The organism is Sphingomonas sp. SP1 (assembly GCF_058313395.1).
Genome location: NZ_JBZFLC010000001.1, coordinates 603,257 through 629,642, shown reverse-complemented (window position 1 = coordinate 629,642; position 26,386 = coordinate 603,257). Strand labels below are relative to the sequence as shown.

General features: G+C 66.3%; 30 protein-coding genes. 20 read left to right on the top strand and 10 right to left on the bottom strand.

Annotated elements, in window-relative coordinates; all coding sequences use genetic code 11:
- Window positions 1-1,593 (top strand): bifunctional phosphoribosylaminoimidazolecarboxamide formyltransferase/IMP cyclohydrolase, encoded by a 1,593-nt coding sequence (gene purH, locus AC4GYS_RS03290; RefSeq protein WP_491107679.1) that lies wholly within the window; start codon window positions 1-3, stop codon window positions 1,591-1,593.
- 25 nt (window positions 1,594-1,618) lie between these two features.
- On the opposite strand, the gene AC4GYS_RS03285 is transcribed toward purH, so the two are convergent.
- Window positions 1,619-3,163, bottom strand: a complete 1,545-nt coding sequence (locus AC4GYS_RS03285; protein ID WP_491107678.1) for a lipopolysaccharide biosynthesis protein — start codon at window positions 3,161-3,163, stop codon at window positions 1,619-1,621.
- Window positions 3,160-5,955 carry a DNA polymerase I gene (gene polA / locus AC4GYS_RS03280; RefSeq protein WP_491107677.1) on the bottom strand — a complete coding sequence of 932 codons (2,796 nt, stop codon included), beginning with the start codon at window positions 5,953-5,955 and terminating at the stop codon, window positions 3,160-3,162. Before polA ends, AC4GYS_RS03285 begins: the two co-directional genes overlap by 4 nt.
- Window positions 5,956-6,085: 130 nt before the next feature.
- Here polA and AC4GYS_RS03275 point away from each other — a divergent pair, with 130 nt between their 5' ends.
- Complete coding sequence (locus tag AC4GYS_RS03275; protein WP_491107676.1) at window positions 6,086-6,613, top strand: PilZ domain-containing protein; 528 nt, start codon at window positions 6,086-6,088, stop codon at window positions 6,611-6,613.
- Between the two features lie 14 nt (window positions 6,614-6,627).
- On the opposite strand, the gene nadB is transcribed toward AC4GYS_RS03275, so the two are convergent.
- Genes nadB through AC4GYS_RS03260 form a run of 3 tightly spaced genes read right to left on the bottom strand, consistent with a single transcriptional unit; the run spans window position 6,628 to window position 9,618 of the window.
- The gene (gene nadB, locus AC4GYS_RS03270; RefSeq protein WP_491107675.1) at window positions 6,628-8,211 is read right to left on the bottom strand and encodes an L-aspartate oxidase; all 1,584 of its coding nucleotides are present in this window, start codon (window positions 8,209-8,211) and stop codon (window positions 6,628-6,630) included.
- Window positions 8,208-8,705 carry a P-loop nucleotide/nucleoside kinase family protein gene (locus AC4GYS_RS03265; protein WP_491107674.1) on the bottom strand — a complete coding sequence of 166 codons (498 nt, stop codon included), beginning with the start codon at window positions 8,703-8,705 and terminating at the stop codon, window positions 8,208-8,210. The genes nadB and AC4GYS_RS03265 overlap by 4 nt, the downstream gene beginning before the upstream one ends.
- Window positions 8,698-9,618 carry an ABC transporter ATP-binding protein gene (locus tag AC4GYS_RS03260; RefSeq protein ID WP_491107673.1) on the bottom strand — a complete coding sequence of 307 codons (921 nt, stop codon included), beginning with the start codon at window positions 9,616-9,618 and terminating at the stop codon, window positions 8,698-8,700. Before AC4GYS_RS03260 ends, AC4GYS_RS03265 begins: the two co-directional genes overlap by 8 nt.
- A 68-nt stretch (window positions 9,619-9,686) precedes the next feature.
- Between AC4GYS_RS03260 and AC4GYS_RS03255 the strand changes: the two genes are divergently transcribed.
- Genes AC4GYS_RS03255 through AC4GYS_RS03240 form a run of 4 tightly spaced genes read left to right on the top strand, consistent with a single transcriptional unit; the run spans window position 9,687 to window position 12,070 of the window.
- Complete coding sequence (locus AC4GYS_RS03255; RefSeq protein ID WP_491107672.1) at window positions 9,687-9,896, top strand: zinc-finger domain-containing protein; 210 nt, start codon at window positions 9,687-9,689, stop codon at window positions 9,894-9,896.
- Window positions 9,893-11,314, top strand: a complete 1,422-nt coding sequence (tldD, locus tag AC4GYS_RS03250) for a metalloprotease TldD (RefSeq protein ID WP_491107671.1) — start codon at window positions 9,893-9,895, stop codon at window positions 11,312-11,314. The genes AC4GYS_RS03255 and tldD overlap by 4 nt, the downstream gene beginning before the upstream one ends.
- The gene (locus tag AC4GYS_RS03245) at window positions 11,314-11,847 is read left to right on the top strand and encodes a DUF924 family protein (RefSeq protein WP_491107670.1); all 534 of its coding nucleotides are present in this window, start codon (window positions 11,314-11,316) and stop codon (window positions 11,845-11,847) included. Before tldD ends, AC4GYS_RS03245 begins: the two co-directional genes overlap by 1 nt.
- Window position 11,848: 1 nt before the next feature.
- Window positions 11,849-12,070, top strand: coding sequence for a putative signal transducing protein (locus AC4GYS_RS03240; RefSeq protein WP_491107669.1), 222 nt, complete (start codon window positions 11,849-11,851; stop codon window positions 12,068-12,070).
- On the opposite strand, the gene AC4GYS_RS03235 is transcribed toward AC4GYS_RS03240, so the two are convergent.
- Genes AC4GYS_RS03235 through recQ form a run of 3 tightly spaced genes read right to left on the bottom strand, consistent with a single transcriptional unit; the run spans window position 12,039 to window position 15,159 of the window.
- Window positions 12,039-12,446: a protein tyrosine phosphatase family protein gene (locus tag AC4GYS_RS03235; RefSeq protein WP_491107668.1), complete on the bottom strand. Its 408-nt coding sequence runs from the start codon at window positions 12,444-12,446 to the stop codon at window positions 12,039-12,041. The genes AC4GYS_RS03240 and AC4GYS_RS03235 overlap by 32 nt on opposite strands.
- Window positions 12,430-13,371: a sterol desaturase family protein gene (locus AC4GYS_RS03230; RefSeq protein WP_491107667.1), complete on the bottom strand. Its 942-nt coding sequence runs from the start codon at window positions 13,369-13,371 to the stop codon at window positions 12,430-12,432. The genes AC4GYS_RS03235 and AC4GYS_RS03230 overlap by 17 nt, the downstream gene beginning before the upstream one ends.
- A gap of 30 nt (window positions 13,372-13,401) precedes the next feature.
- Window positions 13,402-15,159 (bottom strand): DNA helicase RecQ, encoded by a 1,758-nt coding sequence (recQ, locus tag AC4GYS_RS03225; RefSeq protein ID WP_491107666.1) that lies wholly within the window; start codon window positions 15,157-15,159, stop codon window positions 13,402-13,404.
- Between the two features lie 74 nt (window positions 15,160-15,233).
- Here recQ and AC4GYS_RS03220 point away from each other — a divergent pair, with 74 nt between their 5' ends.
- Entirely contained in the window at window positions 15,234-16,685 is a 1,452-nt protein-coding gene (locus tag AC4GYS_RS03220) for a helicase HerA domain-containing protein (protein ID WP_491107665.1), read from the top strand.
- Window positions 16,686-17,302: 617 nt separating this feature from the next.
- Here the strand turns inward: AC4GYS_RS03220 and AC4GYS_RS03215 are convergent.
- The gene (locus tag AC4GYS_RS03215) at window positions 17,303-19,114 is read right to left on the bottom strand and encodes an ABCB family ABC transporter ATP-binding protein/permease (protein ID WP_491107664.1); all 1,812 of its coding nucleotides are present in this window, start codon (window positions 19,112-19,114) and stop codon (window positions 17,303-17,305) included.
- A gap of 116 nt (window positions 19,115-19,230) precedes the next feature.
- Here AC4GYS_RS03215 and AC4GYS_RS03210 point away from each other — a divergent pair, with 116 nt between their 5' ends.
- The 7 genes from AC4GYS_RS03210 to AC4GYS_RS03180 all read left to right on the top strand — a co-directional run bounded on the left by AC4GYS_RS03210 (window position 19,231) and on the right by AC4GYS_RS03180 (window position 22,800).
- Entirely contained in the window at window positions 19,231-19,485 is a 255-nt protein-coding gene (locus tag AC4GYS_RS03210) for a hypothetical protein (protein ID WP_491107663.1), read from the top strand.
- Window positions 19,486-19,506: 21 nt separating this feature from the next.
- Entirely contained in the window at window positions 19,507-20,379 is an 873-nt protein-coding gene (locus AC4GYS_RS03205; RefSeq protein WP_491107662.1) for an SDR family oxidoreductase, read from the top strand.
- Window positions 20,380-20,682: 303 nt separating this feature from the next.
- Window positions 20,683-20,868 (top strand): PspC domain-containing protein, encoded by a 186-nt coding sequence (locus AC4GYS_RS03200; RefSeq protein ID WP_491107661.1) that lies wholly within the window; start codon window positions 20,683-20,685, stop codon window positions 20,866-20,868.
- Between the two features lie 86 nt (window positions 20,869-20,954).
- Entirely contained in the window at window positions 20,955-21,332 is a 378-nt protein-coding gene (locus tag AC4GYS_RS03195) for a hypothetical protein (protein ID WP_491107660.1), read from the top strand.
- A 74-nt stretch (window positions 21,333-21,406) separates the two neighbouring features.
- Complete coding sequence (locus tag AC4GYS_RS03190; protein ID WP_491107659.1) at window positions 21,407-21,553, top strand: hypothetical protein; 147 nt, start codon at window positions 21,407-21,409, stop codon at window positions 21,551-21,553.
- Window positions 21,554-21,611: 58 nt separating this feature from the next.
- Window positions 21,612-22,247 carry a 1-acyl-sn-glycerol-3-phosphate acyltransferase gene (locus AC4GYS_RS03185; protein WP_491107658.1) on the top strand — a complete coding sequence of 212 codons (636 nt, stop codon included), beginning with the start codon at window positions 21,612-21,614 and terminating at the stop codon, window positions 22,245-22,247.
- Window positions 22,248-22,278: 31 nt separating this feature from the next.
- Window positions 22,279-22,800, top strand: a complete 522-nt coding sequence (locus AC4GYS_RS03180; RefSeq protein ID WP_491107657.1) for a peroxiredoxin — start codon at window positions 22,279-22,281, stop codon at window positions 22,798-22,800.
- Window positions 22,801-22,867: 67 nt separating this feature from the next.
- Here the strand turns inward: AC4GYS_RS03180 and AC4GYS_RS03175 are convergent, their stop codons facing one another.
- Window positions 22,868-24,358: a hypothetical protein gene (locus AC4GYS_RS03175; protein WP_491107656.1), complete on the bottom strand. Its 1,491-nt coding sequence runs from the start codon at window positions 24,356-24,358 to the stop codon at window positions 22,868-22,870.
- Window positions 24,359-24,491: 133 nt separating this feature from the next.
- On the opposite strand from AC4GYS_RS03175, the gene AC4GYS_RS03170 reads away from it, so the two are divergent.
- From AC4GYS_RS03170 to AC4GYS_RS03145, 6 genes are read left to right on the top strand one after another with little or no spacing between them, the layout of a single operon-like run.
- Window positions 24,492-24,794, top strand: coding sequence for a TFIIB-type zinc ribbon-containing protein (locus tag AC4GYS_RS03170; protein WP_491107655.1), 303 nt, complete (start codon window positions 24,492-24,494; stop codon window positions 24,792-24,794).
- A gap of 18 nt (window positions 24,795-24,812) precedes the next feature.
- Window positions 24,813-25,085 carry a DUF3253 domain-containing protein gene (locus AC4GYS_RS03165; protein WP_491107654.1) on the top strand — a complete coding sequence of 91 codons (273 nt, stop codon included), beginning with the start codon at window positions 24,813-24,815 and terminating at the stop codon, window positions 25,083-25,085.
- Entirely contained in the window at window positions 25,082-25,513 is a 432-nt protein-coding gene (locus tag AC4GYS_RS03160; protein ID WP_491107653.1) for a DUF1810 domain-containing protein, read from the top strand. The genes AC4GYS_RS03165 and AC4GYS_RS03160 overlap by 4 nt, the downstream gene beginning before the upstream one ends.
- Window positions 25,514-25,538: 25 nt before the next feature.
- Window positions 25,539-25,673, top strand: a complete 135-nt coding sequence (locus AC4GYS_RS03155; protein WP_491107652.1) for a hypothetical protein — start codon at window positions 25,539-25,541, stop codon at window positions 25,671-25,673.
- 7 nt (window positions 25,674-25,680) lie between these two features.
- Window positions 25,681-25,863, top strand: coding sequence for a hypothetical protein (locus tag AC4GYS_RS03150; protein ID WP_491107651.1), 183 nt, complete (start codon window positions 25,681-25,683; stop codon window positions 25,861-25,863).
- Window positions 25,860-26,375 (top strand): YaiI/YqxD family protein, encoded by a 516-nt coding sequence (locus AC4GYS_RS03145; protein WP_491107650.1) that lies wholly within the window; start codon window positions 25,860-25,862, stop codon window positions 26,373-26,375. Before AC4GYS_RS03150 ends, AC4GYS_RS03145 begins: the two co-directional genes overlap by 4 nt.
- Window positions 26,376-26,386: the final 11 nt, after the last annotated feature.

The following is a 26,386-nucleotide window of genomic DNA, read 5'->3' as shown; positions in this document are numbered from 1 at the left end:
ATGACCGATCTCGCGCCCGTCCGCCGGGCCCTCCTGTCCCTGTCGGACAAAGCCGGCATCGAGGAACTGGCCGCGGGGCTTGCGGCAAAGGGCGTCGAGTTGGTGTCCACCGGGGGCACGGCCCTCCGGCTGCGCGAACTCGGGCACCGGGTGCGCGACGTCAGCGAACTGACCGGCTTTCCCGAGATGATGGACGGCCGGGTGAAAACGCTTCACCCCAAGGTCCACGGCGGCCTGCTCGCGGTGCGGGACAATCCGGAGCACCAGGCCGCGGCCGAGCAACACGATATCGCGCCGATCGACCTCGTCGTCGTCAACCTTTACCCCTTCGAGCAGACCGTGGCCCGCGGCGCGGCTCGTGACGAGGTGATCGAGAACATCGACATCGGCGGGCCGTCGATGGTTCGCTCCGCCGCCAAGAACCATGCTCATGTCGCCATCCTCACGGACCCGGTCGATTATCCGGCGCTCTTGGCCGAGCTCAATGAACATGGCGGCATGACGTCGCTTGCGCTGCGCCGTCGATTGGCGGCCAAGGCCTTTGCGCTCACCCAGGCCTACGACAGCGCCATCGCCAGCTGGTTCGCTTTCGCCGACCAGCGGGAGCAATTGCCCGACGTGCTGCCGCTCGCCCTGCGCAAGGGACCGGCGCTGCGCTATGGAGAAAACCCGCACCAGTCGGCCGCACTGTACCTGCCGCAAGCGTCGTCGGCCGGTGGCGTGGCCCGGGCCCGCCAGGTGCAGGGCAAGGAATTGAGCTACAACAACCTCAACGACGCCGACGCCGCCCTCGAACTGGTCGCCGAATTTCGTGACGGTCCGCCGGCTTGCGTGATCGTCAAACACGCCAACCCGTGCGGAGTCGCCTCAGACGACTCCTTGCTCGGTGCCTACACAGCCGCGCTGCAGTGTGATTCGGTTTCGGCGTTCGGCGGCATCGTGGCCCTCAATCGTGGGCTCGACGGAGCGACCGCCCGGGCGATCACCGACATCTTTACCGAGGTTGTGATCGCGCCCGCCGCCGACGAGGAGGCGATCGCCGCCTTCGCGGCAAAGAAGAACTTGCGCCTGTTGCTGACCGGCGAGCTGCCCGACGCACGGCGCCCGGGCCTGATGCTCAAGAGCATCGCCGGCGGGATGCTGGTCCAAAGTCGGGACAACGGCGTGGTCCTGGGCAGCGAATTGAAGGTGGTCACCCGCCGCCAACCGACGGCCGAGGAAGTGGCGGACTGCCGCTTTGCCTGGACGGTCGCCAAGCACGTCAAATCCAACGCCATCGTCTATGCCCGGGACGGCGCCACCGCCGGAATCGGGGCCGGCCAGATGAACCGCCGCGATTCCGCGCGTATCGCAGCCGCCAAGGCGATCGAAGCGGCTGAAACGCACGGCTGGGCCGAGCCGCGCACCGTCGGCTCGGCGGTGGCGAGTGATGCCTTCTTCCCATTCGCCGACGGGCTGATGGCTGCCGTGGAGGCCGGGGCGACGGCCGTGATCCAGCCGGGTGGGTCGATCCGTGATGACGAGGTGATCGCCGCCGCCGACGAAGCAGGCCTCGCGATGATCTTCACCGGAATGCGCCACTTCCGTCACTAAACAAGCTCCGCGCCGATCCCTCGGCCTAGCGCGCCGGCTCCGACGTCGTCCCCGGCGCCGGCAGGTTCGCCTGCAATTCGGCGATATCGGCCTTGCGCATACGAAATAATTCGCGGTCCTCAGGGCCGAAACCCTTGCGCCAGATCACGACTCCAAACGCTGCCAGGATCGCCGGGATGCCAAGCAGCAGCTCGATCCACTCCGGAAGCCAGGTCGCCAGCTGCCCGACTAGCGCAGCGGCCGCCGTGGCCCAGACGATCGGCCACCGCCAGCCGCTGACCGGCGCACCGAGCAATCGTGACAGCAGCCGGGCCTTGGTCACGGCCGCTACGCCCAGCGCAAGCATCAGGGCGATCGCAGGCGCGGTCGCCTGCCAGGTCTCGGGCCATTCGAGCCGGCGCATTCCCAGGATGAGGGCCACCGTCAGCACTGCCTGCAGGCCGATCATCAGCAGCGACAGCACCATGTTGCGGTGCCGCGCGATATAGATCAGCGCCGCTTCGCTGGTGGTCGCCGTCGCCGCGACCACTTCCGCGGCCAGCAGAAAGGCCAACGCCGCGGTCCCGGCTACGAACGCCGGGCCGACCAGGCCCATCACGCCCTCACCCGGAATTCCAAGCGCCAGCGCCACCGCGGCTTGCGCTGCGATGACCCAGAAACCGACCTGCCGGACCTGACGGGCCACCGCCTTGCGATCCCCCTTTTCCAGGTTGCCGGCGATGACCGGGCCCAGGATCGGGTCGAAGCTGGTCTTCAGCTTGGACGGCAAAGACGCGACGTTCTGGGCGACGTAATAGATCCCGACCAGCGCGGGCGACGCGAACAGGCCAAGGATCGCGATGTCCAACCGGCGGCTGCCCCATTCCACCATGTCGGCCGCAGCAACCGGCAGATAGCGGCGGGCCATCTGCCACGATGTGGCCGGCTCGGGCCGCCAGCCGTGGGCCATGCCATAGGTCCGGAAGAACGGGATCGCCGAAGCGACCAGCGCTCCGACCATCGACAGCGCATAGGCCAGGATCAACCCGTCGCGCTTGGATATGAAGGCGAAGGCAAAGGCCGCGATGCTGATCGTCCACGGTTCAACGATGGCTCGCGCGCGGACCGTCGCGCCGACGTCGTGGCGATACGCGAGCGCGGCCAGCATGACGTCTGACCAGGCCAGCGCGATCACCGCCACCGGCAGCAACCATTCGAGACCGTGAATCTCGGAATTTGGGAACATCGCCTGCGGAAAGACGAACAGGACCGTCATTCCGATTGCCGAGCCGACGGCCGCGACCAGTAGCGCGTCCCAACAGGTGCACACGTCGGGCTTGCCGCCCTGGGCCAACTGCTGCGCCAGGCCGCGCTTCAGGCCCAGCGTGGCAAGTTGGGCGGCAAGCTCGACGATGAGGACGGCATAGGCGAAGCGGCCGAGCGCTTCGGCGCCGTACATCCGCCCGGCGATGAACAGGAACGGCAAGCGCGCCGCGAGGCGAAGGACGAACCCAAAGAAATTGATACGGCCGCCTCGCGCCAAGGCTGCCAGGTCGGCGGACGGGGCTGCCTTCGTTTCGGGCTCGCTCAATGCGCCTCGCCCCAGTGCGCGCCCCAGCCGACTTCCACGTCGAGCGGTACCGTCAGCTTGACCAGCGGCTCGGCGGCCTCCGCCATGACCTTGCGGACGACTGCGGCGGCCTCTTCTTCTTTTCCGTTGGGGACTTCGAACACCAGTTCGTCGTGAACCTGCAACAGCATTCGCACGTCGGGCAAACCGGCCTGGCTGAGCGCTCCGTTCATCCGGGTCATCGCGCGCTTGATGATGTCGGCGCTGGTGCCCTGGATTGGGGCGTTGATCGCCGCCCGCTCGGCCCCGGCGCGAAAGCTCGGGTTTGACGCACGGATGTTGGGAAAGTGGGTCTTCCGGCCGAACAAGGTCTGGCTGAAGCCATGTTCGCGCACGAAGCTCAGCGTCCCGTCGATATAGCCGCGGATTCCGGGGAAGCGCTCGAAGTAGCGGTCGATGATCCCCTTGCCCTCCTCCTTCGAAATGCCCAGCCGACCCGCCAGGCCCCAGGAAGAGATGCCGTAAAGGATTGCGAAGTTGACCGTTTTCGCCTTGTTGCGGGTATCGCGATCGACGTGACCGAACAATTCCTCGGCCGTCATGTTGTGGATGTCCTCGCGGGCGGCGAACGCTTCCTTTAGCTGCGGTACGTCGGCCATGTGCGCGGCCAGCCGAAGTTCGATCTGGCTATAGTCCGCGCTCATCAGAACATGGCCGGGCTCCGCCACGAAGGCGTCGCGGATCTTGCGGCCGATCTCCGTGCGGATGGGGATATTCTGCAGGTTCGGATCGGTCGAGCTCAGCCGCCCGGTCTGCGCCTGGGCCAGCCCGAAGCTGGTGTGAACCCGGCCGCTGTCGGGATTGATCTGTGCCTGCAGGGCGTCGGTGTAGGTGCTCTTGAGCTTGGTCAGCTGGCGCCATTCCAGGACCAGCCGGGCGACGTCCACGCCTTCGCCCGCCAGCCGCTCCAGCTCATTCTGGTCGGTCGAATAAGCCCCGCTCTTGCCCTTGCGCCCGCCCGGCAAGCCCAGCCGATCGTAAAGCACCTGACCAAGCTGCTGCGTCGATCCGATCTGGAACGGTCCGCTTGCGGCTTCGAACACCCGCTCCTCAAGGCTTGCGATTTCGGTCGAGAACTCGCCCGAAAGCCGCGCCAGATAGTCGCGGTCGACCTTGACGCCATGCCGTTCCATGCAGGCGATCACCGGGACCAGCGGGCGATCGACCAGTTCGTAGACGCGGGTGACGTTCTCGGCTGCCAGCCGTGGCTTCAGCCGGTGCCAAAGGCGCAGCGTGATGTCCGCGTCCTCCGCCGCATATTCGGTCGCCTGCGGCAGCGGGACCTTGTCGAAGGTGATCTGGCTCTTGCCCGTGCCGCAGACCGATTTGAACGGCAGGCATTCATGTTCGAAATGCTGCTTGGCAAGCTCGTCCATGCCGTGCCCGCCCACCCCGCGGCCGGCGTCCAGGGCAAAGCTCATCAACATGGTGTCGTCGACCGGGGCGACCGCCACGCCATGTTTGAAGAAGATCGTTTCGTCGTATTTCAAATTGTGGCCGATCTTGAGGACGGCCGGGTCTTCCAGCAGCGGCTTCATCCGGGAAATGACCAGTTCGAGCGGCAGCTGCTGCGGCGCCTCGGCGAACATGTCGACGCCGCTGTGTCCCACCGGGATGTAGCAGGCCCGGTTCGGCTGCGTCGCCAGGCTGATCCCGGCCAGCTTGGCGACTACGCAGTCGATGCAATCGGTTTCCGTATCGATCGCGACGAACCCCTGCCGCTGAGCCTCGTCGATCCAGCGGTCGAGTGCGTCCTCGCTCACCACCGTTTCATAACCGGACCGGTCGACGCTGATCTGCTCGGAGGGCGGCGGTGCGGCGGTCAGCGTGGCCGTCGCCGACATCACCGTCCCGCCACCGCTGGAGCTGCGCGATCCGGCGCCCTCTCCGACCATCCGGTTGAGCAGCGTCTTGAACCCCTGTTCCTCAAGAAAGGCCTTCAACGGTTCCTTGGGGATGCCGGTCAGCGCCAGCGCGTCCAGCGGTTCGGGCAGATTGGCGTCGCATACCAGCCGCACCAGCTCACGAGAAAGGCGAGCGTTATCGGCATGATCGATCAGCGACTGTTTGAGTTTGGGCTTGGTGATCTGATCGGTGCTTGCCAGCACCGTGTCGAGATCGCCGAACTGCTGGATCAACTGGGTCGCGGTCTTCGGCCCGATGCCGGGGACGCCGGGCACATTATCGACACTGTCGCCCATCAACGCCAGCACATCGCCGACCTTGCCGGGAGGTACGCCGAACTTCTCGATCACTTCCGCCTCGCCGATCCGGCGATCGTTCATGGTGTCGAGCATGTCCACATCACCATCGACAAGCTGCATCAGGTCCTTGTCGGAACTGACGATCGTGACCTTCCACCCGGCCCGGCGCGCTTCCGTCACATAACAGGCAATGATGTCGTCCGCTTCCAGCCCGTTCTGCTCGATGCAAGGGATCGAAAAGGCGCGGGTTGCGACCCTGATCAGCGGGAACTGCGGCACCAGGTCCTCAGGCGGCGGCGGCCTGTGGGCCTTATACTGATCGTACATCTCGTTGCGGTGCGTGGATTCGGACGCGTCCAGGATGACCGCCATGTGCGTCGGTCCGTCCGACTTGTTGAGCCCGTCCGCCAGCTTCCACAGCATGGCGGTATAGCCGTACACGGCGCCGGCCGGCTGCCCATGCCGGTTCGTCAGCGGCGGCAACCGGTGATAGGCGCGGAAGATATAGCTGGACCCGTCGACGAGGTAGAGGTGGTTCTGTGTCGGCATGAACGGGCGGGTTTAGCAGGGTGCGGCGGAGAGGAAAGGGCGAGGAGGCACTGTCGGAAAACGGTCTTCGTTCGGTCGTTAAAGTTTCTTAACCTTTTCGTACGAAGATCGGGCGACCGGAGCGTAGTTTATGCCGTTGCCTGCATTGTTGACACCCATTGCCGAGAACCCGGAGCTTCGCTTGTCGGAGCGGCGGACGCTCAAGCTGCTGGTCGATGGACAGGCGGCCGAGGGCTCCGGCAAGCAGACCGCGCTATTGCATGACGTGTCGGCTGGCGGTTTCCTGATCGAAAGTCTGGAGCCGCTGATGATCGGCGATCATCTGCAGGTCGACCTGCCGGAGATCGGGACGGTTGGCGGAACCGTGGTCTGGTCGAGCGGCGGGCTGTTCGGTTGCCGCTTCGACAGCCGGCTCAGCAAGGGAGCAGTCAGCGCATTGCTGCTGCGGGCTTCGCCGGCCAGGGAAACGCCGCAGTTGCTGGCGCAGTGGGAAGCTTCGTTCGCCGATGCGCTACCGGTTGACCCGGTGTCGGCGGGTTCAGCCACTAATCTGGCCATCGCCGAACAGAAGCTCGCTCCTGGCCTCAGGCTCGCGGTGATCGGCGGCGCCTCGCTCGGCCTATGGTTGCTGATCTTTTCCAGCGTTGGACTGATCTAGCAGCGGCCCCCGCGCTAAGGGACGAGAACCGTGTCCCGGGGCTCGGCCAGCAGCCGCGGATAATCCAAGTTATAGTGCAGCCCGCGGCTTTCCTTGCGGTGCAGCGCGGAGCGGATGATGAGGTCCGCGACTTCAACCAGATTGCGCAGTTCGATGAGGTCGGGCGTCACCCGGAAGTTGGCATAATATTCCGTGACTTCCTGGCGCAGCATGTCGATCCGCCGCTTGGCCCGTTGGAGCCGTTTGGTTGTCCGGACGATCCCGACATAATTCCACATGAAGCGGCGGATCTCGCCCCAGGTCTGGGCGATCACCACTTCTTCATCGGAATTGGTCACCCGGCTTTCGTCCCAGTCACGAATGGCGGCGGGGGCCGGGAGCACGTCCCAATGATCTAGGATGTGCCGCGCCGCGGCCTGGCCGAACACCAGGCATTCGAGCAGCGAGTTCGAGGCGAGCCGATTGGCCCCGTGCAATCCGCTTTCCGTCACCTCGCCGGCGGCATACAGGCCCGGCGCATCGGTTCGGCCGTCGAGGTCCACCACCACCCCGCCGCAGGTGTAATGCTGCGCGGGCACGACCGGGATCGGTTCCCGGGTGATGTTGATCCCCAGGCCCAGCAGCTTCTCGTAGATATTCGGGAAGTGCCCCTTCACGAACTCGGGTTCGCGGTGACTGATGTCGAGGTGGACGAAATCGAGACCCAGCCGCTTTATCTCATGATCGATCGCCCGAGCGACCACATCTCGCGGTGCAAGCTCGGCGCGTTCGTCGAAGCGGGGCATGAAACGTTCGCCGGTCGTGGGGAGCTTTAAGTGCCCACCCTCCCCGCGCACCGCCTCGGTAATCAGGAAATTCTTGACCTGGAGATTGTAGAGACAGGTCGGGTGGAACTGCATCATCTCCATGTTCGACACCCGGCACCCGGCGCGCCAAGCCATCGCGATGCCGTCACCCGTCGCGCCGCGCGGCGCAGTAGAGTAAAGATAGGTGCGCCCGGCCCCACCGGTGGCCAGCACCGTCGCCCGGGCAGTGACGGTTTCCACCCGCTTGTTCTTGCGATTGTAGGCATACAGCCCGCGCACCGCGCCGTCGCTGCTGAACCGGTCGGCATGGCGCCCGGTCACCAGGTCCAGCGCCATCATGTCGGGCAGCAGCGTGATGTTGGGTTGCGCCGCCGCCGCCTTCTCCAGGGCCTGTTGAACGGCCCAGCCGGTAGCATCGGCGACATGGACGATCCGCCGATGGCTGTGGCCGCCCTCCCGCGTCAGGTGGAGCGCGCCCCCTTCTTGGGCGAACGGCACGCCAAGGTCGATCAGCTGGGCGATGGCAGCCGGGGCCGCCCCCACGACATGTTCGACCACCGCCCGATCGTTGAGCCCGGCGCCGGCGACCATCGTGTCCTCGACATGCGCCTCGAAGCTGTCACCCTCCTCCAGCACCGCAGCGATCCCGCCTTGCGCCCAGCCGGTGGCCCCCTCGCCCAGCGCCCCCTTGGCGATCACCGCCACCTTGCGATGCGGCGCCAGGTTCAGCGCCGCGGTCAGGCCTGCCGCGCCCGAACCGACAATCAGAACGTCGTAGGCCGGCGTGCTCAAGAGACCGTCCGGCCGTTCATGACCTGAAGCTCATCGCCGTCAGGCGCTTCCCATTCGCCTTCCATGAAGTCGAACATGCCGCGGTCCACTGGCATCCGATAAGTGTCGCCCCGTTCAAGGTTGCGAGCGTTCACACGTTCCCAGCGGACATCGGTTGGAATGTCGAGGTGGTGAAGGACCGCCCGAGCGCCCAGCTTTTCGACAAAACCGGCAAATGCGCGGCGATGGTCGGCCTTGGTGAACCCGAGGTCCAGAACTGACGGCACTGCAATCCTGGTCAAGGCGGCGACCTCGTCCCGGATCTGAGCCTCGCACCGGTCGATCCGAGCCAGCGTCCATTCGAATTCGATCGGTTCCGGACTGTCCATCCAGAACAGGGTCGTCATCCATTCATCGATGGAAAATCGTACGGCGCCGATCTCTTCTGCGAGTTTGCGGGCATAGGTCGTCTTGCCGGCGCCCGTCCCTCCGGCAATTAGGTGAACTTCAACCATTGTCGCGCACCAGCTGCAGGAACACATCCTCCAGGTCCGGGTCGCGCGTGGTCACGTCGACGATTCCATAGCCGTCACGGCCCAGCGCCGCGAGCACTTCACCCGCATTCACCTGGTCCTTGCGATACGTGATCGTCAGCTGCCGCTCGCCGGACACCGCGATCTGCTGGAAGCAGGGCGCGTCAGGCGCCGCCATGACGTCACGATCGACCGTGACCACGACATTCTTTTCTTGCGCGCGTCCGACCAGTTCGCGGGTCGGCTCATTGGCAACGACCCGACCGTGATTGATGATGGCGATGCGGTCGCACAGCTGTTCGGCTTCCTCGAGGTAGTGGGTCGTCAGCACCACGGTCACGCCCTCGCCGTTCAGCTCCTTGACGTAGCTCCACAGCTGCTGGCGAAGCTCGATGTCCACCCCCGCCGTCGGCTCGTCCAGCACCAGAATGGGCGGCGAGTGAACCATTGCCTTGGCCACCAGCAGCCGCCGCTTCATGCCGCCACTCAGGGTCCGGGCATAGGCATTCGCCTTGTCGGTCAGGCGCATGGCGGCGAGCAGCTGGTCGGTGCGCCGTTCCGCCCTGGGCACGCCGTACAGCCCGGCCTGGATCTCCAGCGCCTCCCTAGGCGTGAAAAAGGGATCGAACAGGATTTCCTGCGGCACGATGCCGATCGACAACTTCGCGTTGCGCGGGTGCTCGTCGATGTCGAAGCCCCAGATTTCCGCCCGGCCTTCGCTTTTGACCACCAGCCCGGCAAGGATGTTGATCAGCGTGGACTTTCCCGCGCCGTTGGGCCCGAGCAGTCCGAAGATCTGCCCCCGAGGCACTTCCAGGCTGACGCCGTCGAGCGCCCGCTTGCCGCCTGCATAGGTCTTTCCCAGGCCTTCGATCCGGATTGCCGCGTCGCTCATGGCCGAGGGGCATAGCGGCCACATCCCGCTTATTGAAGGGAGCGGGCCGAAGGGCTACCTCGCGAGACATGGATGTCCAGCCTTCTTCAACGCTTCCGCCGCCCGAGGTCTTCCGGGTGAAGACCACCGCTGTCTCCTGCGACGGGGGTGGTGAGATCGAACCCTCACTTGGCCACCCGCGGGTTTACCTGCGGATCGACGAGAAGGGCTTTGTGGAATGCGGCTATTGCGACCGCCGCTTCGTGCTGGAGGGCGGCCCCGCCGACACGCCCGAGTGACTCTGCACGATCCTCGCCGGTTCATCTATCGCGACACTCTCGACCCCGGGGAAGCCCAGCGGCTGGTCGCCCGGCACCTGGCGGGGTGCGATGATGGCGAACTCTATCTCCAGTATCGCTCGGCGGAGATGTTCGGCTTCGACGACGGCCGGCTGAAGACCGCCGATTATCATACTGAAACCGGCTTCGGCCTGCGCGGCGTGTCCGGCGAGATGACCGGTTTCGCCCATGCCAATGAAATCAGTACGGCTGCGATCGACCGGGCTGCCCAGACGCTGCAATTGCTCGATCCCGCCAAGGGCAAGATGGCCGCGCCTCCTCCGCGGACCAATCGCGCCATGTATGGTCCGGACAACCCGCTGAGCCTCATTCCCTTTGCGGACAAGGTCGCGCTGTGCCAGCGGATCGATGCGGCGGCGCGCGCGCGTGACCCCCGGGTGGCGCAGGTCAGCGTGCATCTGCAGGGCAGCTGGTCGGTGGTCGAAATTGTCCGCGCCGACGGGTTCGTCGCCACCGACGTGCGCCCGCTGGTCCGCCTCAACGTCAGCATCGTCGCCAAGTCGGGCGAGCGGCGCGAGACCGGTTCGCACGGGCTTGGCGGGCGCTACCTTTACGACCGGCTGTTCGACGAAGCGGTCTGGGGTCGCGCCATCGACAAGGCGCTGGCCCAGGCCTTGGTCAATCTGGAGAGCGTTGCTGCCCCCGCAGGCGAGATGACGGTGGTCTGCGGACCCGGCTGGCCAGGCGTGCTGCTTCACGAAGCCGTCGGCCACGGCCTGGAAGGCGACTTCAACCGCAAGGGCACCAGCGCCTTTTCCGGGCGCATCGGCGAGCGGGTCGCCGCCCCCGGGGTCACGGTGGTGGACGAAGGCGCGATCGAGAACCGTCGTGGCTCGCTGTCCATCGACGACGAAGGCACGCCGACCGGTCGTACAGTTCTGATCGAGGACGGCATCCTCAAGGGCTATATGCAGGACCGCCACAACGCCCGGCTGATGGGCGTCGAGCCGACCGGCAACGGCCGTCGCGAAAGCTTCGCCCACGCGCCCATGCCGCGCATGACCAATACCTTCATGCTCGGCGGGCAGGACGATCCCGACGAGCTGGTCGGGCGGGTCAAGCAGGGTATCTACGCCAAGAGCTTCGGTGGCGGGCAGGTGGATATCACCTCCGGGAAGTTCGTTTTCTCCTGCACCGAGGCTTACCTGATCGAGAACGGCAGATTGGGCGCGCCGATCAAGGGCGCGACGCTGATCGGCGACGGTCCCAGCGTGCTCACCCGGGTCAAGGGCATCGGCAACGACATGGCGCTGGACGAGGGCGTCGGTGTTTGCGGCAAGGGCGGGCAGTCGGTTCCCGCCGGAGTCGGGCAGCCCACGCTGCTGATCGATGGCTTGACGGTCGGCGGCACGGCCTGATGGCCTGGCAGGATGAAGTCCTCGATTTCTGGTTCGGCCTCTCCGACGAACAATGGTTCAAGGCGGATGACGCCCTCGACGCGGAGGTCCGTAAGCGGTTCGAAGAATTGTACGAAGAACAGCGGCAGTTCCCGGCGAACGCGTTCCTGAGCGACCCGCGCACTGCCCTTGCCGCGGTCGTTCTGTTCGACCAGTTCCCCCGCAACATGTTCCGCGGGCATGCCGACCAGTTCGGAACCGACCTGCTTGCCCTCCAGATTGCCAAGGGGGCGATCGCGCGGGAGCTGGATCAGGCGCTCTCGCCGCGCGAACGCGGCGTCCTCTACATGCCGTTCCAGCATAGCGAGGACCTCGACGACCAGCGCCAGTCGCTGCTGCTGTTCACCGACCTCGACTATGGCAATCAGCTGGAATTCGCGCAGAAGCACCATGACGTGATCGCCCGCTTCGGCCGCTTTCCGCATCGCAACGCCGTGCTCGGTCGGCAGCCGCGGCCCGAGGAGATTGCCGCGGGCGACGTGTCTCCTTTCTGACGTGAGCCTGGTCGAGCTTGCCCGCTTCAACACCCGGGTCGAAGCCGATGTCGCGCGCATGACGCTGGAAAGCCACCAGATCGATGCCGTCCTGTTCGATGCCGAGATGCACAGCTATCTGGGCGTCGGCTTCCTGATGCCCGTGCGGCTGATGGTGCTGGACGACGACCGCGCCGACGCGGCCGACATTCTCACAAAAGGTGGCTTACTGCCGCCAGGCTGAACCCGGCCTCGCCCGCGCGCCGCTCCAGCTCGTCCCGGGGCACGCCCTCCTCGCGACACGCGACCGCCCAGGCCAGGGTGGAGCGCATGCCCGACCGGCAGTAGGCCAAGAGCTTGCCCTCACCGGTCAGCGCCAGCGCTTCCCGCATCGCCTCGATATGCGCCGGTCCCATGCCGCGCGCGATCGGGACATGGCGATACTCCAGCCCGGCCTCGCGGGCGGCGGCTTCGATCTGGTCGCTGGTCGGCTGTCCCGGGTCTTCGCCATCCGGCCGATTGTTGACCACGATGGTGACGCCCTGGGCCTTGGCTTCGGCCAACTGCTCCGGCGCGATCTGGCCCGAAACCAGCGTTCTGTCGTCAAGCTGCCGGAACATGACCGTTCGTCGCCTCCTGTGAATTGACGCTCGCTTTGACAGGCTCTTGGGTCCGACGCCAGCGCGCCCGGATCGTCTCGCTGGTCTCTCGGCTTTCGTCATGGCTCCAGCCCGGCTCCCGCAACAGGTAGCGCAGCTTGTTGCGCCATCCCGGCGCCCGCCACATATCCTGCGCGATCCCGGCCCACTCATGCACCGCCGCCCACAGGATGTTGAAGCTGCCCAATTGCTTCATGATGCCATAGCGGGGCCGGTCCTCGTCCACTTCCGGCTCATACGTCCCGAACAGCTTGTCCCAGACAATGAATACGCCGGCATAGTTACGATCGAGATAGCGTGGGTTGACCGCATGATGGACCCGGTGGTGCGACGGCGTGTTCATCACCGCCTCGAACCAGCGCGGGCAGCGCCCGATCACCTCCGTGTGGATCCAGAACTGATAGATCAGGTTCAGGCCCGCACAAAAGAACACCATTGTCGGCGGAAAGCCGATAAGGAACAAGGGCAGCCGGAACAGGAAGTTCAGGCTGAAGAAGCCCGTCCAGGTCTGCCGCAGCGCGGTGCTGAGATTATAATGCTGGCTCGAATGATGGATGACGTGGCTGGCCCAGAACCACCGCACCCGGTGGGCCGAACGGTGAAACAGGTAATAGGCCAGATCGTCGAGCACGAAGCACAGCGCGAACGCCCACCAGGTCCAGGGCACATCGACCAGCCGCCATTGCCAGACCCAGCCTGCCAGCGCGAAGACCGCACCGCCGGTCAGCGCTCCGGCGACCAGGCTGCCGGTACCCAGTCCCAGCGAGGTCAGCGTGTCCTTGCCGTGAAAATAGGCCTGCCGCCGCGACCGCGCCACCAGCCACTCCGCCGCCAGCAGCAGCACGAAGCCGGGTATTGCCCAGTGCACGGGGTCGGGCAGGTTCATTTCGGCCTGCTTATCGCAGGTTGAGCAGGTTCACGCAAAGGCCTGCACGACCTTCAGGAACGCGTCGCCATAGCGCTCCAGCTTGGCCGCGCCGACGCCGCCGACCTCGCCGAGCGCGTGGCGGTTGAGTGGCCGGGCGGCGGCGATCTCCCGCAGGGTGCTGTCATGGAAGATGACATAAGGCGGTACCCCCGCCTCCGCCGCCAGCGTCCGCCGCGCCGCCCGCAACGCGTCGAACAGCGGGTCGGCCGGACCTTCCTCACGATCACGACGGCGACGCGCCTTGCGGGGCGGCGGAACCGCGATCGCCAGCGCCTGCTCCCCCTTCAGGATCGGCTTGGCCCCGGGCCCGAAGCTCAGTCCCCCATAGGCATCCGCCCGTAAGGCATCGCGCGCAATCAGCGCCCGCGCGACCGGCCGCACCAATGCCAGTTCATCCGCCGAACAGATGCCGAACACGCTCAGCTTGTGATGCCCCAGCGTGCGCACCTTCTCATTGTCGTTCCCCGCCAGCACGTCCGCCAGATGCCCGACGCCGTAGCGCATCTCGGTCCGGAAGGCGGCGGATAGCAGCTTGCGGGCGACGTCCGTGGCGTCGCGCGTTGCCGGCGGGTCGAGGCAATTGTCGCAATTGCCGCAATGCTCGGGCGGATCCTCGCCGAAATGGCGCAGCAGGATCGCCCGGCGGCAGCCCGGCGCCTCGACCAGCGCCGCCAGCGCGTTCAGCCGCTCGCGCTCGCCAGCCTGCCGCTCGGCCGGCGTGTCCCGCTCGATCCGCAGCCGCGCGCGGGCGAAATCCTCCGCGCCCCAGAACAGCCACGCCTCCGCCGGCTCCCCGTCGCGCCCCGCCCGGCCGGTCTCCTGATAATAGCTTTCGATCGACTTGGGGATACCGGCATGGGCGACGAACCGCACGTCCGGCTTGTCGATCCCCATGCCGAAGGCGACGGTTGCCGCCATCACCATCTCTTCGGACCGCACGAACGCTTCCTGGTTGCGCGCCCGCACCGGCGCCTCCAGCCCGGCATGGTAGGGCAGTGCCGGCCGCCCCGTCGCGCCCAGCTGCTCTGCCAGCTTTTCGGTCGCATCGCGGCTGGTGGCATAGACGATCCCCGGTCCCGGCACCCGCCCGAGCAGCTCCTTCAGCTGCCGCCCGATGCCATCGCGCGGCACCACATGATAGCGGATATTGGGCCGGTCGAAGCCGGCGACGATCAGCCCTTCCTCGGGGATTCCGAGCTGCTGCAGGATATCGCTGCGCGTCCGCCGGTCCGCCGTCGCGGTCAGCGCCAGCCGCGGCGCCTCCGGCCGGTCCTCCAGCAAGCCGCGCAGCAAGCGATAGTCGGGGCGGAAATCATGCCCCCATTCCGACACGCAATGCGCCTCGTCGATGGCGATCAGCGAAAGGTCGACCCGATCAATCAGCCGCCGGAACCCCTCGCCCGTGGCCCGTTCCGGTGCCACGTAAAGCAGGTCGAGCTCGCCGCCGAGCAGCCGCCCGACCACCGCTTCCCGGTCATCGGCCGAGGTCAGCGACGCCGCCTTGATCCCAACCGCATCGGCGGCGCGGATCTGGTCGTGCATCAGTGCGATCAGCGGACTGATTACCAGCGCCGTTCCCGGTCGCGCCAGCGCCGGCAGTTGATAGCACAGCGACTTGCCCGCCCCCGTCGGCATGACCGCCAGCGTACTGTCCCCACGGAGTACGCGGCCGACCACCTCTTCCTGCACCCCGCGGAAATGGTCGAAGCCCCAGACGGATTTGAGCAGCTGATGCGGATCGGTCACGGCCACGCCTTTGCGGACCCGAACGCGCCTGCGCAACCTTGCTCCGCCTGCCTGCAGCGTCCACACGGCGCATAATGACCGTAAGCGTGGACATGGGGCTGGACCCGGGGGGCAGTTCCGCAACCATCGACCTGGAAGAATTGCTCGCCACCCGCCTGCTGGTGCAGGGCAATTCGGGTTCGGGAAAATCGCACCTGCTGCGCCGCCTGCTCGAACAGAGCGCGGGCCAGGTGCAGCAGGTGGTGATCGATCCCGAAGGCGATTTCGTCACCCTGTCCGACCGCTACGGCCATGTCGCGGTGGAAGCCGCCGAACTCCACGAAAAGGACATCGCCCGCCTCGCCGGCCGCATCCGCGAGCATCGCGCCTCGGTCGTGCTCAGCCTCGAAGGGCTGGAGGCGGAAGGCCAGATGCGCTGCGCCGCCGCCTTCCTGTCCGGCCTGTTCGATGCCCCGCGCGACCATTGGTATCCCGCGCTGGTGGTGGTGGACGAAGCGCAGCTGTTCGCGCCTTCAGGCGGCGGCGAGGTCGCGGAGGACGTCCGCCGCGCCAGCCTGTCGGCCATGACCAACCTCATGTGCCGCGGCCGCAAGCGCGGCCTGGCCGGCATCATCGCCACCCAGCGCCTCGCCAAGCTCGCCAAGAATGTCGCGGCGGAGGCGTCCAACTTCCTCATGGGCCGGACCTTCCTCGACATCGACATGGCCCGCGCCGCCGACCTCCTCGGCATGGAGCGCCGCCAGGCCGAAGCCATCCGCGACCTGCCGCGCGGCACCTTTCTCGCGCTCGGCCCCGCCATCTCCCGCCGCCCGGTGTCGGTGGCGATCGGCCCGGTCGAGACTCAGGCCCGGTCGATGAGTCCCAAGCTGGTCCCGCTGCCAGCGGCCAGCGCGGAAGGAGAGATGCAGGGCCTCCTGTTCGCGCCAACGGAGCAACAAACAACCGTCACCCCGGACCTGATCCGGGGTCCGCCTGCCTCCGCCCCATCAGAAACCCTCCTTGAGAAACTAGCAGCGTCGGTCGCCACACCTGCTCAAGCCGCACCCGACAGATCGGACGAAGAAACCGCCACCATCACCGCCGAGACCCTCCGCGCCCTCACCGCCGATCCCGACAGCGCCGGCCGCTCGGCGAGCGTCCTCTACCAAGACTTCACCATCCGCTGCCGCATGGCCGGCCTCGGCCGTGCGCCGCTAGACCTCCCCGCCTTCACCCGCCGCCTGTCCATGGCCCGCGCCGGCCTGTTCGACGAAGACGACAGCTGGGCCCCCGCCCTGGAAGCCGCCAACGACCTCCCCGACGACATGCTCGGCCCCTTCCTGCTGCTGGCCCGAGCCGCCCGCGAGTCCCGGCCTTGCCCAAGCGACGAGGAGATCGCCGCCAGCTACGGCACTGCCAGCCTCGGCCGAGCCCGCCGTCTGCTGACCTACATCGAAAGCCGCGAGTTGATCGTCACCCGAGTGGACCTGAGCGGCAAGCGGTCGATTGCGATTCCGCGGCTGGGGTGGACGACGGCGGCGGCGTGAGCAGCGGATGTTTGCTTTCGACCCATTGCGGTCATCTATGTGCCCCTGCGCAGGCAGGGGCCCAGACAGGCTCCGCAGGAGCCTTCATAGCAGTGTCGGATAAAGATCCATCCCAGTCCGGGTTCATCGACTCGATCGAGCTGAGCTTCCACTGGCGCTTCCATTTCTTCTTCTGTAGCTCGCGCCGTCGGGCCTCCTGCAGATCGCTGTGAATCTCGCACCACACGAGCCGCTTGCACCCGTGCTTGGCCGAGGACTTTGGCTTCTCGCCCTTGCCGCTTCGCCGAAGATAAGGCGGACCACGGCTCAAGGCCGGGGTGACGGTGGTGCTTGAACAATAGGATTTCGCCTGCTTGGCTCCTTCGGGGCAGTGCTGCCGCCCGGCTCTTTCTCAACCTGAATAGCTTGATCGTTACGGGTGCGACGATCCGACTCCGACAACTCCGACAACCCCCGTTTAGAATCCCGACAGGTGTCGGAGTCGCTTAAATCAGTGGGTGTTTCAGCCGCTAATCGCTTGGAGGGAGGCGTCCTATCGCCGCGGCAGTAGCTTCTCGCAAACCGCGCCGCGCTCCCAGGCTTAGATTAGCGTCCGGGCGCAAACCGCCGGGAACCGCTTATTCCGCCGCTTCCTGCATCTCGCGCTCGGCCTGCTGGCGCGCCCACATATCCGCATACAGCCCACGCCGACGCAGCAGCTCGGCATGGGTGCCCTGCTCGGCGACCCGGCCGTCGTCCAGCACCACGATCTGGTCCGCCCCGACCACCGTCGACAGCCGATGGGCGATGGTGATGGTGGTGCGGTTCTCGGCGATGGCGTTGAGCGTATCGAGGATCGCCTCCTCCGTCCGGCTGTCGAGCGCGCTGGTCGCCTCGTCCAGGATCAGGATCGGCGGATTCTTGAGCAGAGTGCGGGCGATCGCCACCCGCTGCTTCTCGCCGCCGGACAGCTTGAGGCCCCGCTCGCCGACCATCGCCTCATAGCTGTCGGGCAGCATGGCGATGAAGCGGTCGATCGCCGCTCCCTTCGCCGCGCCCTCGATCTCGTCCTGACTCGCGCCGTCCCGGCCGTAGCCGATGTTGTAGCCGATGGTATCGTTGAACAGCACCGTGTCCTGCGGCACGATCCCGATCGCGGCGCGAAGGGATGACTGCTGCACCTCGCGGATGTCCTGCCCGTCGATGGTGATGCGCCCGCCTTGCGGATCGTAGAAGCGGTACAGCAGCCGGGCGAGCGTCGACTTGCCCGCCCCGGACGGCCCGACCACCGCCACGCTGGTCCCCGGCGGCACCTCCAGCGTCACGCCCTTCAGGATTTCGCGCTCCGGCTCATAGCCAAAGTGGACGTCCTCCAGCCGGACATGGCCGCGTGCGACCTGCAGCAGCGGTGCACCGGGCTGGTCGATCACCTCGGCCGGCGTATCGGTCAGCTCGAACATCGCCTCCATGTCAATCAGGCCCTGGCGGATCGAGCGGTACACCCAGCCGAGCATGTCCAGCGGCCGGAACAGCTGCATCAGCAGGCTGTTGACCAGCACCACGTCGCCGGGCGTGAACCGTCCCTGCGCCCACCCCCAGACGGTAAAGCCCATCGCTCCGGCCATCATCAGGTTGGTGATGAAGCTCTGCCCAATGTTGAGCCAGGCGAGCGAGGTCTCGTTCCTGACCGCGGCGTGCGTGTAGGCGGCGATCGCGCCGTCGTAACGCTTGGCCTCACGCTCCTCCGCGCCGAAATACTTTACTGTCTCGTAGTTCAAGAGGCTGTCGACGGCCCGGCCGATCGCCTTGTTATCGACCTCGTTCATCTCGCGCTGGATCTTGGATCGCCACTCGGTCACCCAGCGGGTGAAGCCGATGTAGACGGCCACGATCGCTAGCGTCGCGACAACCATGCCCGCGCCGAACTTCAGGCCGAAGATGATGCAGATGGCGGTGAGTTCGATGATCGTCGGGGCGATGTTGAACAGCAGGAAATAGAGCATCATGTCGATGCTCTTGGTCCCGCGCTCGACGATCTTGGTCAGGCTGCCGGTGCGCCGCTCCAGGTGAAAGCGCAGCGACAGGTTGTGGATGTGGCGGAACACCCGCGCCGACAGCCGCCGCGCCGCGCTCTGCCCGACCTTCTCGAACAACCCGTTGCGGAAATTGTCCGCCAGCACTCCGCCGAACCGGGCCACTGCATAGGCGACGACCAGTGCAATGATGACGCCCGCGGCCTGGGCCGGCCCGCTCATCCGGTCGATCACCGCCTTGTACAGGAAGGGCATGCCGAGCGTCGCGGCCTTGCCAAGCAGGACCAGGAACACGGCGGCCACCACCCGCAGCTTCAATTCCCGTTCGCCCGCCGGCCACAGCATCGGCAGAAAGCGGACGAGTGTGCGCCACCCCTTCGTCTTGGGGACCGCCCCCTCTGCTGCCGCTGTTGCCATGCTGCATCAGGTAGGCAGCAGCGTGAGCCGCCGCAATCGGCTCGGGCGAAATGATTGGAACTGCCTGCTTATTTCCCGGGTTGTGCCGGCAAGTTCATCGGAAATGAGTATTGGTTATGGGTCCTGCAGCTTACGTCATCGCCATCCTGGGTTGTGCCGACGGTTCAGCCGCTTGCCAGCCGGTCGCTACCGTCCCAACCCGTTATGAGAGCCAGGCCGCCTGCTCGGCCGCGACGGGAGCCGCCCTAGCGAGCAACGCGGACTTCGACTTCCCCACAATCATTGCCGAATGCCGCGCCGTGTCGCCCGTCCCCGCCGCCCAGTCGAAGGAGCGGCCCGTGGCGAAGGGCGTTGTCTCCCGCGAAGGCTGAGCCATTCCGTTGCTCGGCCGCATGACGGAGCACATGATGGCCGAGACGATCGATCCCCCCACTCGCGAAGAGACGAAACTGCCGGGTAACGAGCATGAACTCGACCCGAAGCCCGATTGGCAGCCCCGCTATCCAGGCTCAAACCGCCTCAAGGGCAAGGTGGCGATCGTCACCGGCGGGGACAGTGGTATCGGCCGGGCCGTCGCCGTGTTGTTCGCCCGCGAAGGCGCCGATGTCGCCATCCTGTATTTGAACGAGCATCAGGACGCCGCCGACACCAAGAATTTCGTCGAAGCGGAGGGGCGCCGCGCCATCTGCATTCCCGGGGATCTCGGTTCCAAGCAGTTCTGCGAAGAGGCTGTGCAACAGGTCGTCGACACATTCGGTAGACTCGACATCCTGATTAACAATGCCGGCGAGCAGCATCCGGACGAGAAGATCGAGGACATCACCGAAGAGCAGCTTCGCCGCACGTTTCAGACGAACATTTTCTCCATGTTCTTCCTCACCCAGGCCGCCATGCCGCACCTGAAGGAAGGCGCCCGGATCGTGAATTGCACGTCGGAAACGATGTACAAGGGTGCGCCGATCCTGCTCGACTACAGCGCGACCAAGGGTGCCATCACCGCTTTCACCCGTTCGCTCGCCAAGAACCTGGTCGAAAAGAAGATCCTCGTGAACGCCGTCGCCCCCGGTCCGATTTGGACGCCGCTAAACCCGTTCGGCGGACAGCCGCCAGAAAAAATGCCGGAGTTCGGCAAGAACACACCGATGGGCCGGCCAGGCCAGCCGAATGAGGTCGCGCCGTGCTTCCTGTTCCTGGCTTGCGAGGATTCCAGCTACATGACTGGCCAAGTGCTGCACCCGGACGGCGGAGACACGATGTCGAGTTGAGTTGGGAAATTGCGCTACCTTTCGGGCTGACTCACTGCGGCCTTGCCAGCCCCGGTATGCCTTATCACTGATATATAAGAAAGAATACTTTTGGCACGCCCCATGCATATGTAGCGAGGTGGGCCCGGCGGTCGGGTCTACGTCAGTTCAAAAGGGGAGTGCCAATCATGTTCGTTTCATCGTCGCCCATCCGCCAGGTTGCTGTCAGCTTCGCCGGTGCTTTCGTGGCCGCCTTGCTCTTCGTGTCCGCCGCCGTCGGACCGATCCCCATCGCCTGAGCCGAACAGAGAGGAGGGTGGTACAATGAACGGAAAATTCTTGCTCAACCGGCATGACGCAAAGCTGATGGGCGTCGCTGCCGGCCTGGCGGACTATACCGGGACAGACCCTTTGCTGGTTCGCCTCGGAATGATCGTGGCGGCGTTGATCACCGGTCCCGCCGCCGTCATTCTTTATGTCGCAACCGGTTGGCTCGCCTCGGATCGTTGAGGCGAGCCTCCCTTTACGTAAAGCGACTGTTCTTCGCCGCGACAGCCTGCTAGCCCCGCGGTCGTGCCGAGGGAGGGAATGTTCAAATGTCCACCCTGGCCGCGCTGTGGCTGCTTGCCGCCAGCCCATCCGCCACGCTGGTGATCTATCGCGATACCGCGGAGCCGCTTCTTTTCAGGCCGACACTGCTCATCAATGGACAGGAGATCGGCGGCCTCGGCGAGAAGCGATTCCTTGCATTCGAGCTTCCACCCGGGAAATACCGTATCGAGGCTCGTTGGCCGAAACTTTCCGGACATAAGTCCGCAACCGCGGTCGTCATGGCCCGCGGCGGCGCCGAGACTTACGTCGAACTGACCGGGAGGGCAGCATTCTGGCGTACGCCCGCGCTGACCATGTTGGTCGAGCGACCTCCGGCCGACGGGGCGGCCCGGGCTGCGGCGTGTTGCAAGCCCGCCAATTAGATGGACCAATGGCCCGCTACGCATGACGGCCGATCTGCGCTATGACGATCGACCCTGATAGTGGGAGTGCGGTCATGGACGACGGTGAGCGGCACTATTCTGACGAGCAGGTAACCGGCGCCAGCAAGGAAGGGGTGGTCCGCTATGTGCTGGGCTTTTCCCTGCTGTTCATCGTGATCGCCATGTCGGCAGTCTGGATCATTCCTTCGCTGATCGATTGAGCGGCGGCGATCTCCGGCGGTCTGGCCATGAGCAGCGGACTTGCCCATAGATCCGCCGATGAACAGCGCAGCGGCAGGGGAGGCGCGGCGGCGGATGTCGCCGCTTGCCGGATTGGTGAAACGGGCCCTGCTGACCGGCTTCGACCGGGCCGGATGGGACGTCGAAGGCAATCTGCCACTGCCGCCCAAGGTGGTGATCATGGGGGCGCCGCACACCAGCAACTGGGACTTCATCGTTTTCATGAGTGCGATGGAGAAACTGGGGCTGGAGGCGCATTTCATCGGCAAGCATAGCCTGTTCCGCTGGCCGGTCGGCGACTTCATGCTGGGCATGGGCGGCATTCCGGTCGATCGCACGGCCCGCAACGACCTGACCGAACAGGTCGCGGCGCGGATCCGGGCGGCGGAGCGGTACGCATTGGTGATCGCCCCGGAAGGAACCCGCGAGCCGACGGCCAGATGGCGCACCGGCTTTTACCGGATCGCGATGGCGGCCGGGGTGCCGATCCAGTGCGCCGGACCGGACTATCCGCGCCGCCGCGGCGTGTTCGGGCCGGTGATCCACCCCACCGGAGACTTCGAGCAGGACATGGTCGCGGCCTGGGCCTTTTTCCGGACCCTGAAACCGCAACATCCGGAACGCGCGCTGTTCCCGGACGGCTTCGGCATGGACGGGCCGCCCGCCGCGCCGTAGCTTCGCCCCGCTCAACCGGAGAGTTTCGCCCATGCGCCGACTGCTGCTCGCCTCCGTCCTGGCCCTTGGCCTGTCCGCCCCGTCCTCCGCTGCGCTTCCGGTCGGGGCCAAGGCGCCCGATTTCCGAACCGCCGGGGCGCTGGCCGGAAAAGCGTTCCGGCTGCATTTGGCCGAGCAGCTGACGCACGGGCCGGTGGTGCTGTATTTCTATCCCAAGGCCTTCACCCAGGGCTGTACGTTGGAGGCCAAGGCGTTCAGCGACGCCATGCCGCAGTTCCGGGCCGCCGGCGCCCGGGTGATCGGGATGAGCGCGGACGATTTGCCGACCCTGCAGAAATTCAGCGTGGAGGGCTGCCGCGGCAAATTCCCAGTCGCCACCGCCAGCCCGGCGGTGATCGAGGCCTATGACGTCAAGCTGCCGCTGGTCCGGATGACCAGCCGCACCAGCTACGTCATCGCGCCCGACGGCCGGATCGTGATGGTCCACAGCGACATGAGCTGGAAGGAGCATGTCGCCAGGACGCTGGCTGCGGTGCAGGCCCTGAAGCGCTAGCGCAACCCAGCGGCAGCAAACCGCAAGAGGCGATGGGTCTACACGGGGGCGAGGCATGGACGCGTTCTCATATCTGTCGGTATTGCTGTCGATCATCCTGGGCTTGGCGATCACCGAGGTTCTGCAGAAATATCGGAGCCTGATCCTGTCGCGCGCCCGCGTGCGCCTCGCGTGGCTGCCGATATTGTGGTCGGTGCTTGTCCTGCTGCTGGTGGTGCAGCACTGGTGGGCGAGCTTCGGCCTGGCCGAACGGACTCAATGGACCTTCGCGGACTTCCTGGTCACGCTTGTGCTCACCGGCCTCATCTACATGATGGCGGCGGTCGTCCTGCCCGACATTCCCGCCGACGAGCCGGTCGACTTGCAGGCCCATTACTGGCGCGAGCGGCGCGCTTTTTTTGGACTGTTCGTGGTGGCCGTCACCTGGAGTATCCTGCGCGAGTGGCAGCTGGAAGGGCGGCTGCCCAGATTTGAGAATTTGGTGTTCCACGGGCTGTTTATCGCGGTCGGCCTGATCGGCCTGATCACTCGGCGCGAGCGCGTTCACCAGGCCCTTACCCTGCTGATGACCGGCGTGTTCGCAGCCTACGTCGTCCTGCTGTTCGCTCGCCTCGACGGGTGAGTCAGCCGCAGCATCCGACGGCTCAATGGGCGGGGCGAAGAAGGCGTCGCGTTCGGCGTCTTCCTCCGTGCGCTGGTCGGCGAGTTCGCGATCCCGGCGGGCGTCGAGGATCGCGCTTTCCGCGTCCGTGCAGTCGCGCTGATAATCGGGATCGGACCAATGGCCGTCCTCAACGCCGTCGAAATCGGCCGGCGGCGGAAAGTTGGTGCGCCAGCCGCCGTCTTCTTCCCAGACCCGATCGGACGGATCGGACGGCCCGCCGACAGCATCATTCGGGGGGTTGTCGGAGTTGTCGGAGTCGCCGTTTTCCGCCGTTCCAGAGGGGCCGAATATGGCCAGGGCGGCGCACAGATCTTCTTCCGAGCCGGTGCGAAGCGCCTTCAGCGCCGCGCGGTAATCGGCCTTGGTCGCGGCGCGGGGGGTGGCGTCGGCGAGGGCGGCAGCGACCGCCGGCGGTTCGGCCTCGGCCTCCTTGTCGAGGCGGCGGAGCATCGCATAGGCCAGGCGATTGTCGAAGTAGCGCCGCTCCCCGACCAGATCACCGTCGCGATAGATGTAGTCGACCGACCCGTTCAACGAGCGTTCCAGCAGCGCGTCGGCCAGCCGGGTGCGCGCGTGGCTGAGCGCGCCCGCCCAGGCGGCGGCGAACAAAGGATTGCAGCGGCGGTGCTGGTAGCAGGTGTCGCGATGCCGGCCGACCGCGCGCGCGGCCTGGGTGACCATGCCGGTTTCGGCCAGCACCTCGCAGAAGCGAGCCATCAATTCGCCGGTGAAGACATCGTGCCGCTCGGCCGGGGCGCCCGGCGCGGCAGGTTCCGGCTCATGGGCCGAGGCGGGCAGTTGCGGCAGCAGGACGCCGTTGGACGTCACGTCGTAGAAGACGAAGTCGTCGCGCAGGTCGACGGCGCCGGGCTGAGATTCGTGCGGATGCGTCATCCGGCAGGATGGAGCACAAACGACTGGCTGTAGGACAGAATTTTCTGCCGGGGAGGCAGATGGTCGGCCGTCGCGCCTTGTGCGGCCGCGCGCGCATTCTACCTTGGGCAGGACGCAACGGAGAGAAAACGCCATGCAATGCCCAACGGACGGAACGACGCTGCAAATGAGTGAGCGGGCCGGGATCGAGATCGATTATTGCCCGCAATGCCGGGGCGTGTGGCTGGACCGGGGCGAGTTGGACAAGATCATCGAGCGGTCGGACCAGGCCGAGGCGGCCGCCGCCCCGCCGCCGCAACCGCAGGCGCCCCCGCAACAGCAGCAGCAAGGCGGGCCGTGGGGCCAACCGGCCTATCCGCCGCAGGGTTATGACCCGCGCTATGGCCACAAGCCCTACAAGCGCAAGAAAAGCTTCCTGCACGAACTGTTCGACTGAGCGGCGAGGACCGCGCCGATGGGTGCGGAGCGCGTGAACCGGGCCGAGGCGCGGGCGGCGGTGCTGGCGCTGCTGGACGAGCGGGCCGCGGGCGCGACCATCTGCCCGAGCGAGGCGGCGCGGGAGCTGGCGGCGGCGGATGGAGCCGAGGACTGGCGGGCGGAGATGGGGGCGGTGCATGCGGCGGTGGACGCGCTGGTGGCCGAGGGTTCGGTGCGGCTGAGCTGGAAGGGCGCGGCGCTGACGACGCGTGACGGGCCGTATCGCATCGCCCGGGCGGACGAGAAGTGAGCGAGGGCGACCCGTTCGGGCTTGAGCGGTTCGTCGCGGCGCAGGCGGATGGGGTGTACGAGGGCGCGCTGAACGAACTGCGGGCGGGCGCCAAGCGGGGGCACTGGATCTGGTTCATCCTGCCGCAGCTGCGCGGGCTGGGGCGGAGCGCGATGGCCGAAGGTTACGGGATCGCCGGGCTCAAAGAAGCGCAGGCCTATCTGGCGCACCCGTTGCTGGGGGCGCGCCTGAACAAATGCGTGATGGCGGTGCTGGGCCATGCGGGCACGCGGACGGCCGAAGAGATGCTGGGCGCGGTGGATGCGGCCAAGCTGCGGTCCTGCCTGACGCTGTTCGAAGCGGCGGGCGGCGGGGGGACGTTCGCGCAGGCGCTGGATGCGCTATATGGCGGCGAGCGGGACCCCGCGACGTTGCGGCTCGTTCGATAGCACAAACCCATCACAGGAGAGTTTCATGGCCAAGGGTCAGATGAAGTCGAACAAGGAAGCGCGCAAGCCGAAGGCGAAAAAGGAAAAGACCATCGCCGCCAATCCGTCGACCAAGGGCGGCGGCGGGCTGGAGCAATTGGAGCATCTGAAGAACCGGTAGGCGGGCGGTGAGCGAGAACTGGCACGAGGAACGGCACCGGCTGGAGCGGCTGCTGGCCGCGATCGAGGCGGGGACGGTGAGCGATGCCGACCAGCAGGAGTTGAGCCAGCTGCAGGCGACCACGCCGGAGAACATCGCGGCGCTGAAGGCCCGGCTGGCGCTGCTGAACGGGCGGATCGGCGAGGAGTGAGCGGCAGTGGCGCGCCCGCGCCGGCCCCGCGCATCCTGGTCGATGCCGACGCCTGCCCGGTGAAGGACGAAATCTATCGCGTCGCCTGGCGGCGCGAGGTGCCGGTGGCGGTGGTCAGCAACCAATGGCTGCGCGTGCCGGACCATCCGCTGGTGGAGCGGGTGGTGGTGTCGGACGCGTTCGACGCCGCCGACGACTGGATCGCGGAGGCGGCGAGCGGCGGCACGGTGGTGATCACCGGCGACATATTGCTGGCCGACCGTTGCCTGAAGAAGGGGGCTTGCGTGATCGGCCACAATGGCAAGCCGTTCACGGACGCGAGCATCGGCGGAGCGCTGGCGACGCGGGCGATCATGGCGGACCTGCGGGCGGGCGGCGATGTGGTGGGCGGGCCGGCGCCGTTCACCAAGGCGGATCGGTCGCGGTTTTTGCAGGCGTTGGATGAGGTGTTGGTGCGGGTGGGAGTAGGTGACGAGCTTTCTACGACCAGCAAGCACGCGTCAGCCCCTTGACATTTGTGCTT

Coding starts and splice junctions, on each gene's coding strand:
- AC4GYS_RS03230 (WP_491107667.1), bottom strand. CDS start 13,371: ATGAACCTGCCCGACCCCGTGCACTGGGCAATACCCGGCTTCGTGCTG.
- AC4GYS_RS03180 (WP_491107657.1), top strand. CDS start 22,279: ATGCGCCGACTGCTGCTCGCCTCCGTCCTGGCCCTTGGCCTGTCCGCC.
- AC4GYS_RS03255 (WP_491107672.1), top strand. CDS start 9,687: ATGGATGTCCAGCCTTCTTCAACGCTTCCGCCGCCCGAGGTCTTCCGG.
- AC4GYS_RS03215 (WP_491107664.1), bottom strand. CDS start 19,114: ATGGCAACAGCGGCAGCAGAGGGGGCGGTCCCCAAGACGAAGGGGTGG.
- AC4GYS_RS03185 (WP_491107658.1), top strand. CDS start 21,612: ATGAACAGCGCAGCGGCAGGGGAGGCGCGGCGGCGGATGTCGCCGCTT.
- purH (WP_491107679.1), top strand. CDS start 1: ATGACCGATCTCGCGCCCGTCCGCCGGGCCCTCCTGTCCCTGTCGGAC.
- AC4GYS_RS03200 (WP_491107661.1), top strand. CDS start 20,683: ATGAACGGAAAATTCTTGCTCAACCGGCATGACGCAAAGCTGATGGGC.
- AC4GYS_RS03155 (WP_491107652.1), top strand. CDS start 25,539: ATGGCCAAGGGTCAGATGAAGTCGAACAAGGAAGCGCGCAAGCCGAAG.
- AC4GYS_RS03205 (WP_491107662.1), top strand. CDS start 19,507: ATGACGGAGCACATGATGGCCGAGACGATCGATCCCCCCACTCGCGAA.
- AC4GYS_RS03210 (WP_491107663.1), top strand. CDS start 19,231: ATGGGTCCTGCAGCTTACGTCATCGCCATCCTGGGTTGTGCCGACGGT.
- AC4GYS_RS03170 (WP_491107655.1), top strand. CDS start 24,492: ATGCAATGCCCAACGGACGGAACGACGCTGCAAATGAGTGAGCGGGCC.
- polA (WP_491107677.1), bottom strand. CDS start 5,955: ATGCCGACACAGAACCACCTCTACCTCGTCGACGGGTCCAGCTATATC.
- AC4GYS_RS03260 (WP_491107673.1), bottom strand. CDS start 9,618: ATGAGCGACGCGGCAATCCGGATCGAAGGCCTGGGAAAGACCTATGCA.
- AC4GYS_RS03190 (WP_491107659.1), top strand. CDS start 21,407: ATGGACGACGGTGAGCGGCACTATTCTGACGAGCAGGTAACCGGCGCC.
- AC4GYS_RS03220 (WP_491107665.1), top strand. CDS start 15,234: ATGACCGTAAGCGTGGACATGGGGCTGGACCCGGGGGGCAGTTCCGCA.
- AC4GYS_RS03265 (WP_491107674.1), bottom strand. CDS start 8,705: ATGGTTGAAGTTCACCTAATTGCCGGAGGGACGGGCGCCGGCAAGACG.
- AC4GYS_RS03165 (WP_491107654.1), top strand. CDS start 24,813: ATGGGTGCGGAGCGCGTGAACCGGGCCGAGGCGCGGGCGGCGGTGCTG.
- AC4GYS_RS03245 (WP_491107670.1), top strand. CDS start 11,314: ATGGCCTGGCAGGATGAAGTCCTCGATTTCTGGTTCGGCCTCTCCGAC.
- AC4GYS_RS03235 (WP_491107668.1), bottom strand. CDS start 12,446: ATGTTCCGGCAGCTTGACGACAGAACGCTGGTTTCGGGCCAGATCGCG.
- AC4GYS_RS03275 (WP_491107676.1), top strand. CDS start 6,086: ATGCCGTTGCCTGCATTGTTGACACCCATTGCCGAGAACCCGGAGCTT.
- AC4GYS_RS03195 (WP_491107660.1), top strand. CDS start 20,955: ATGTCCACCCTGGCCGCGCTGTGGCTGCTTGCCGCCAGCCCATCCGCC.
- AC4GYS_RS03175 (WP_491107656.1), bottom strand. CDS start 24,358: ATGACGCATCCGCACGAATCTCAGCCCGGCGCCGTCGACCTGCGCGAC.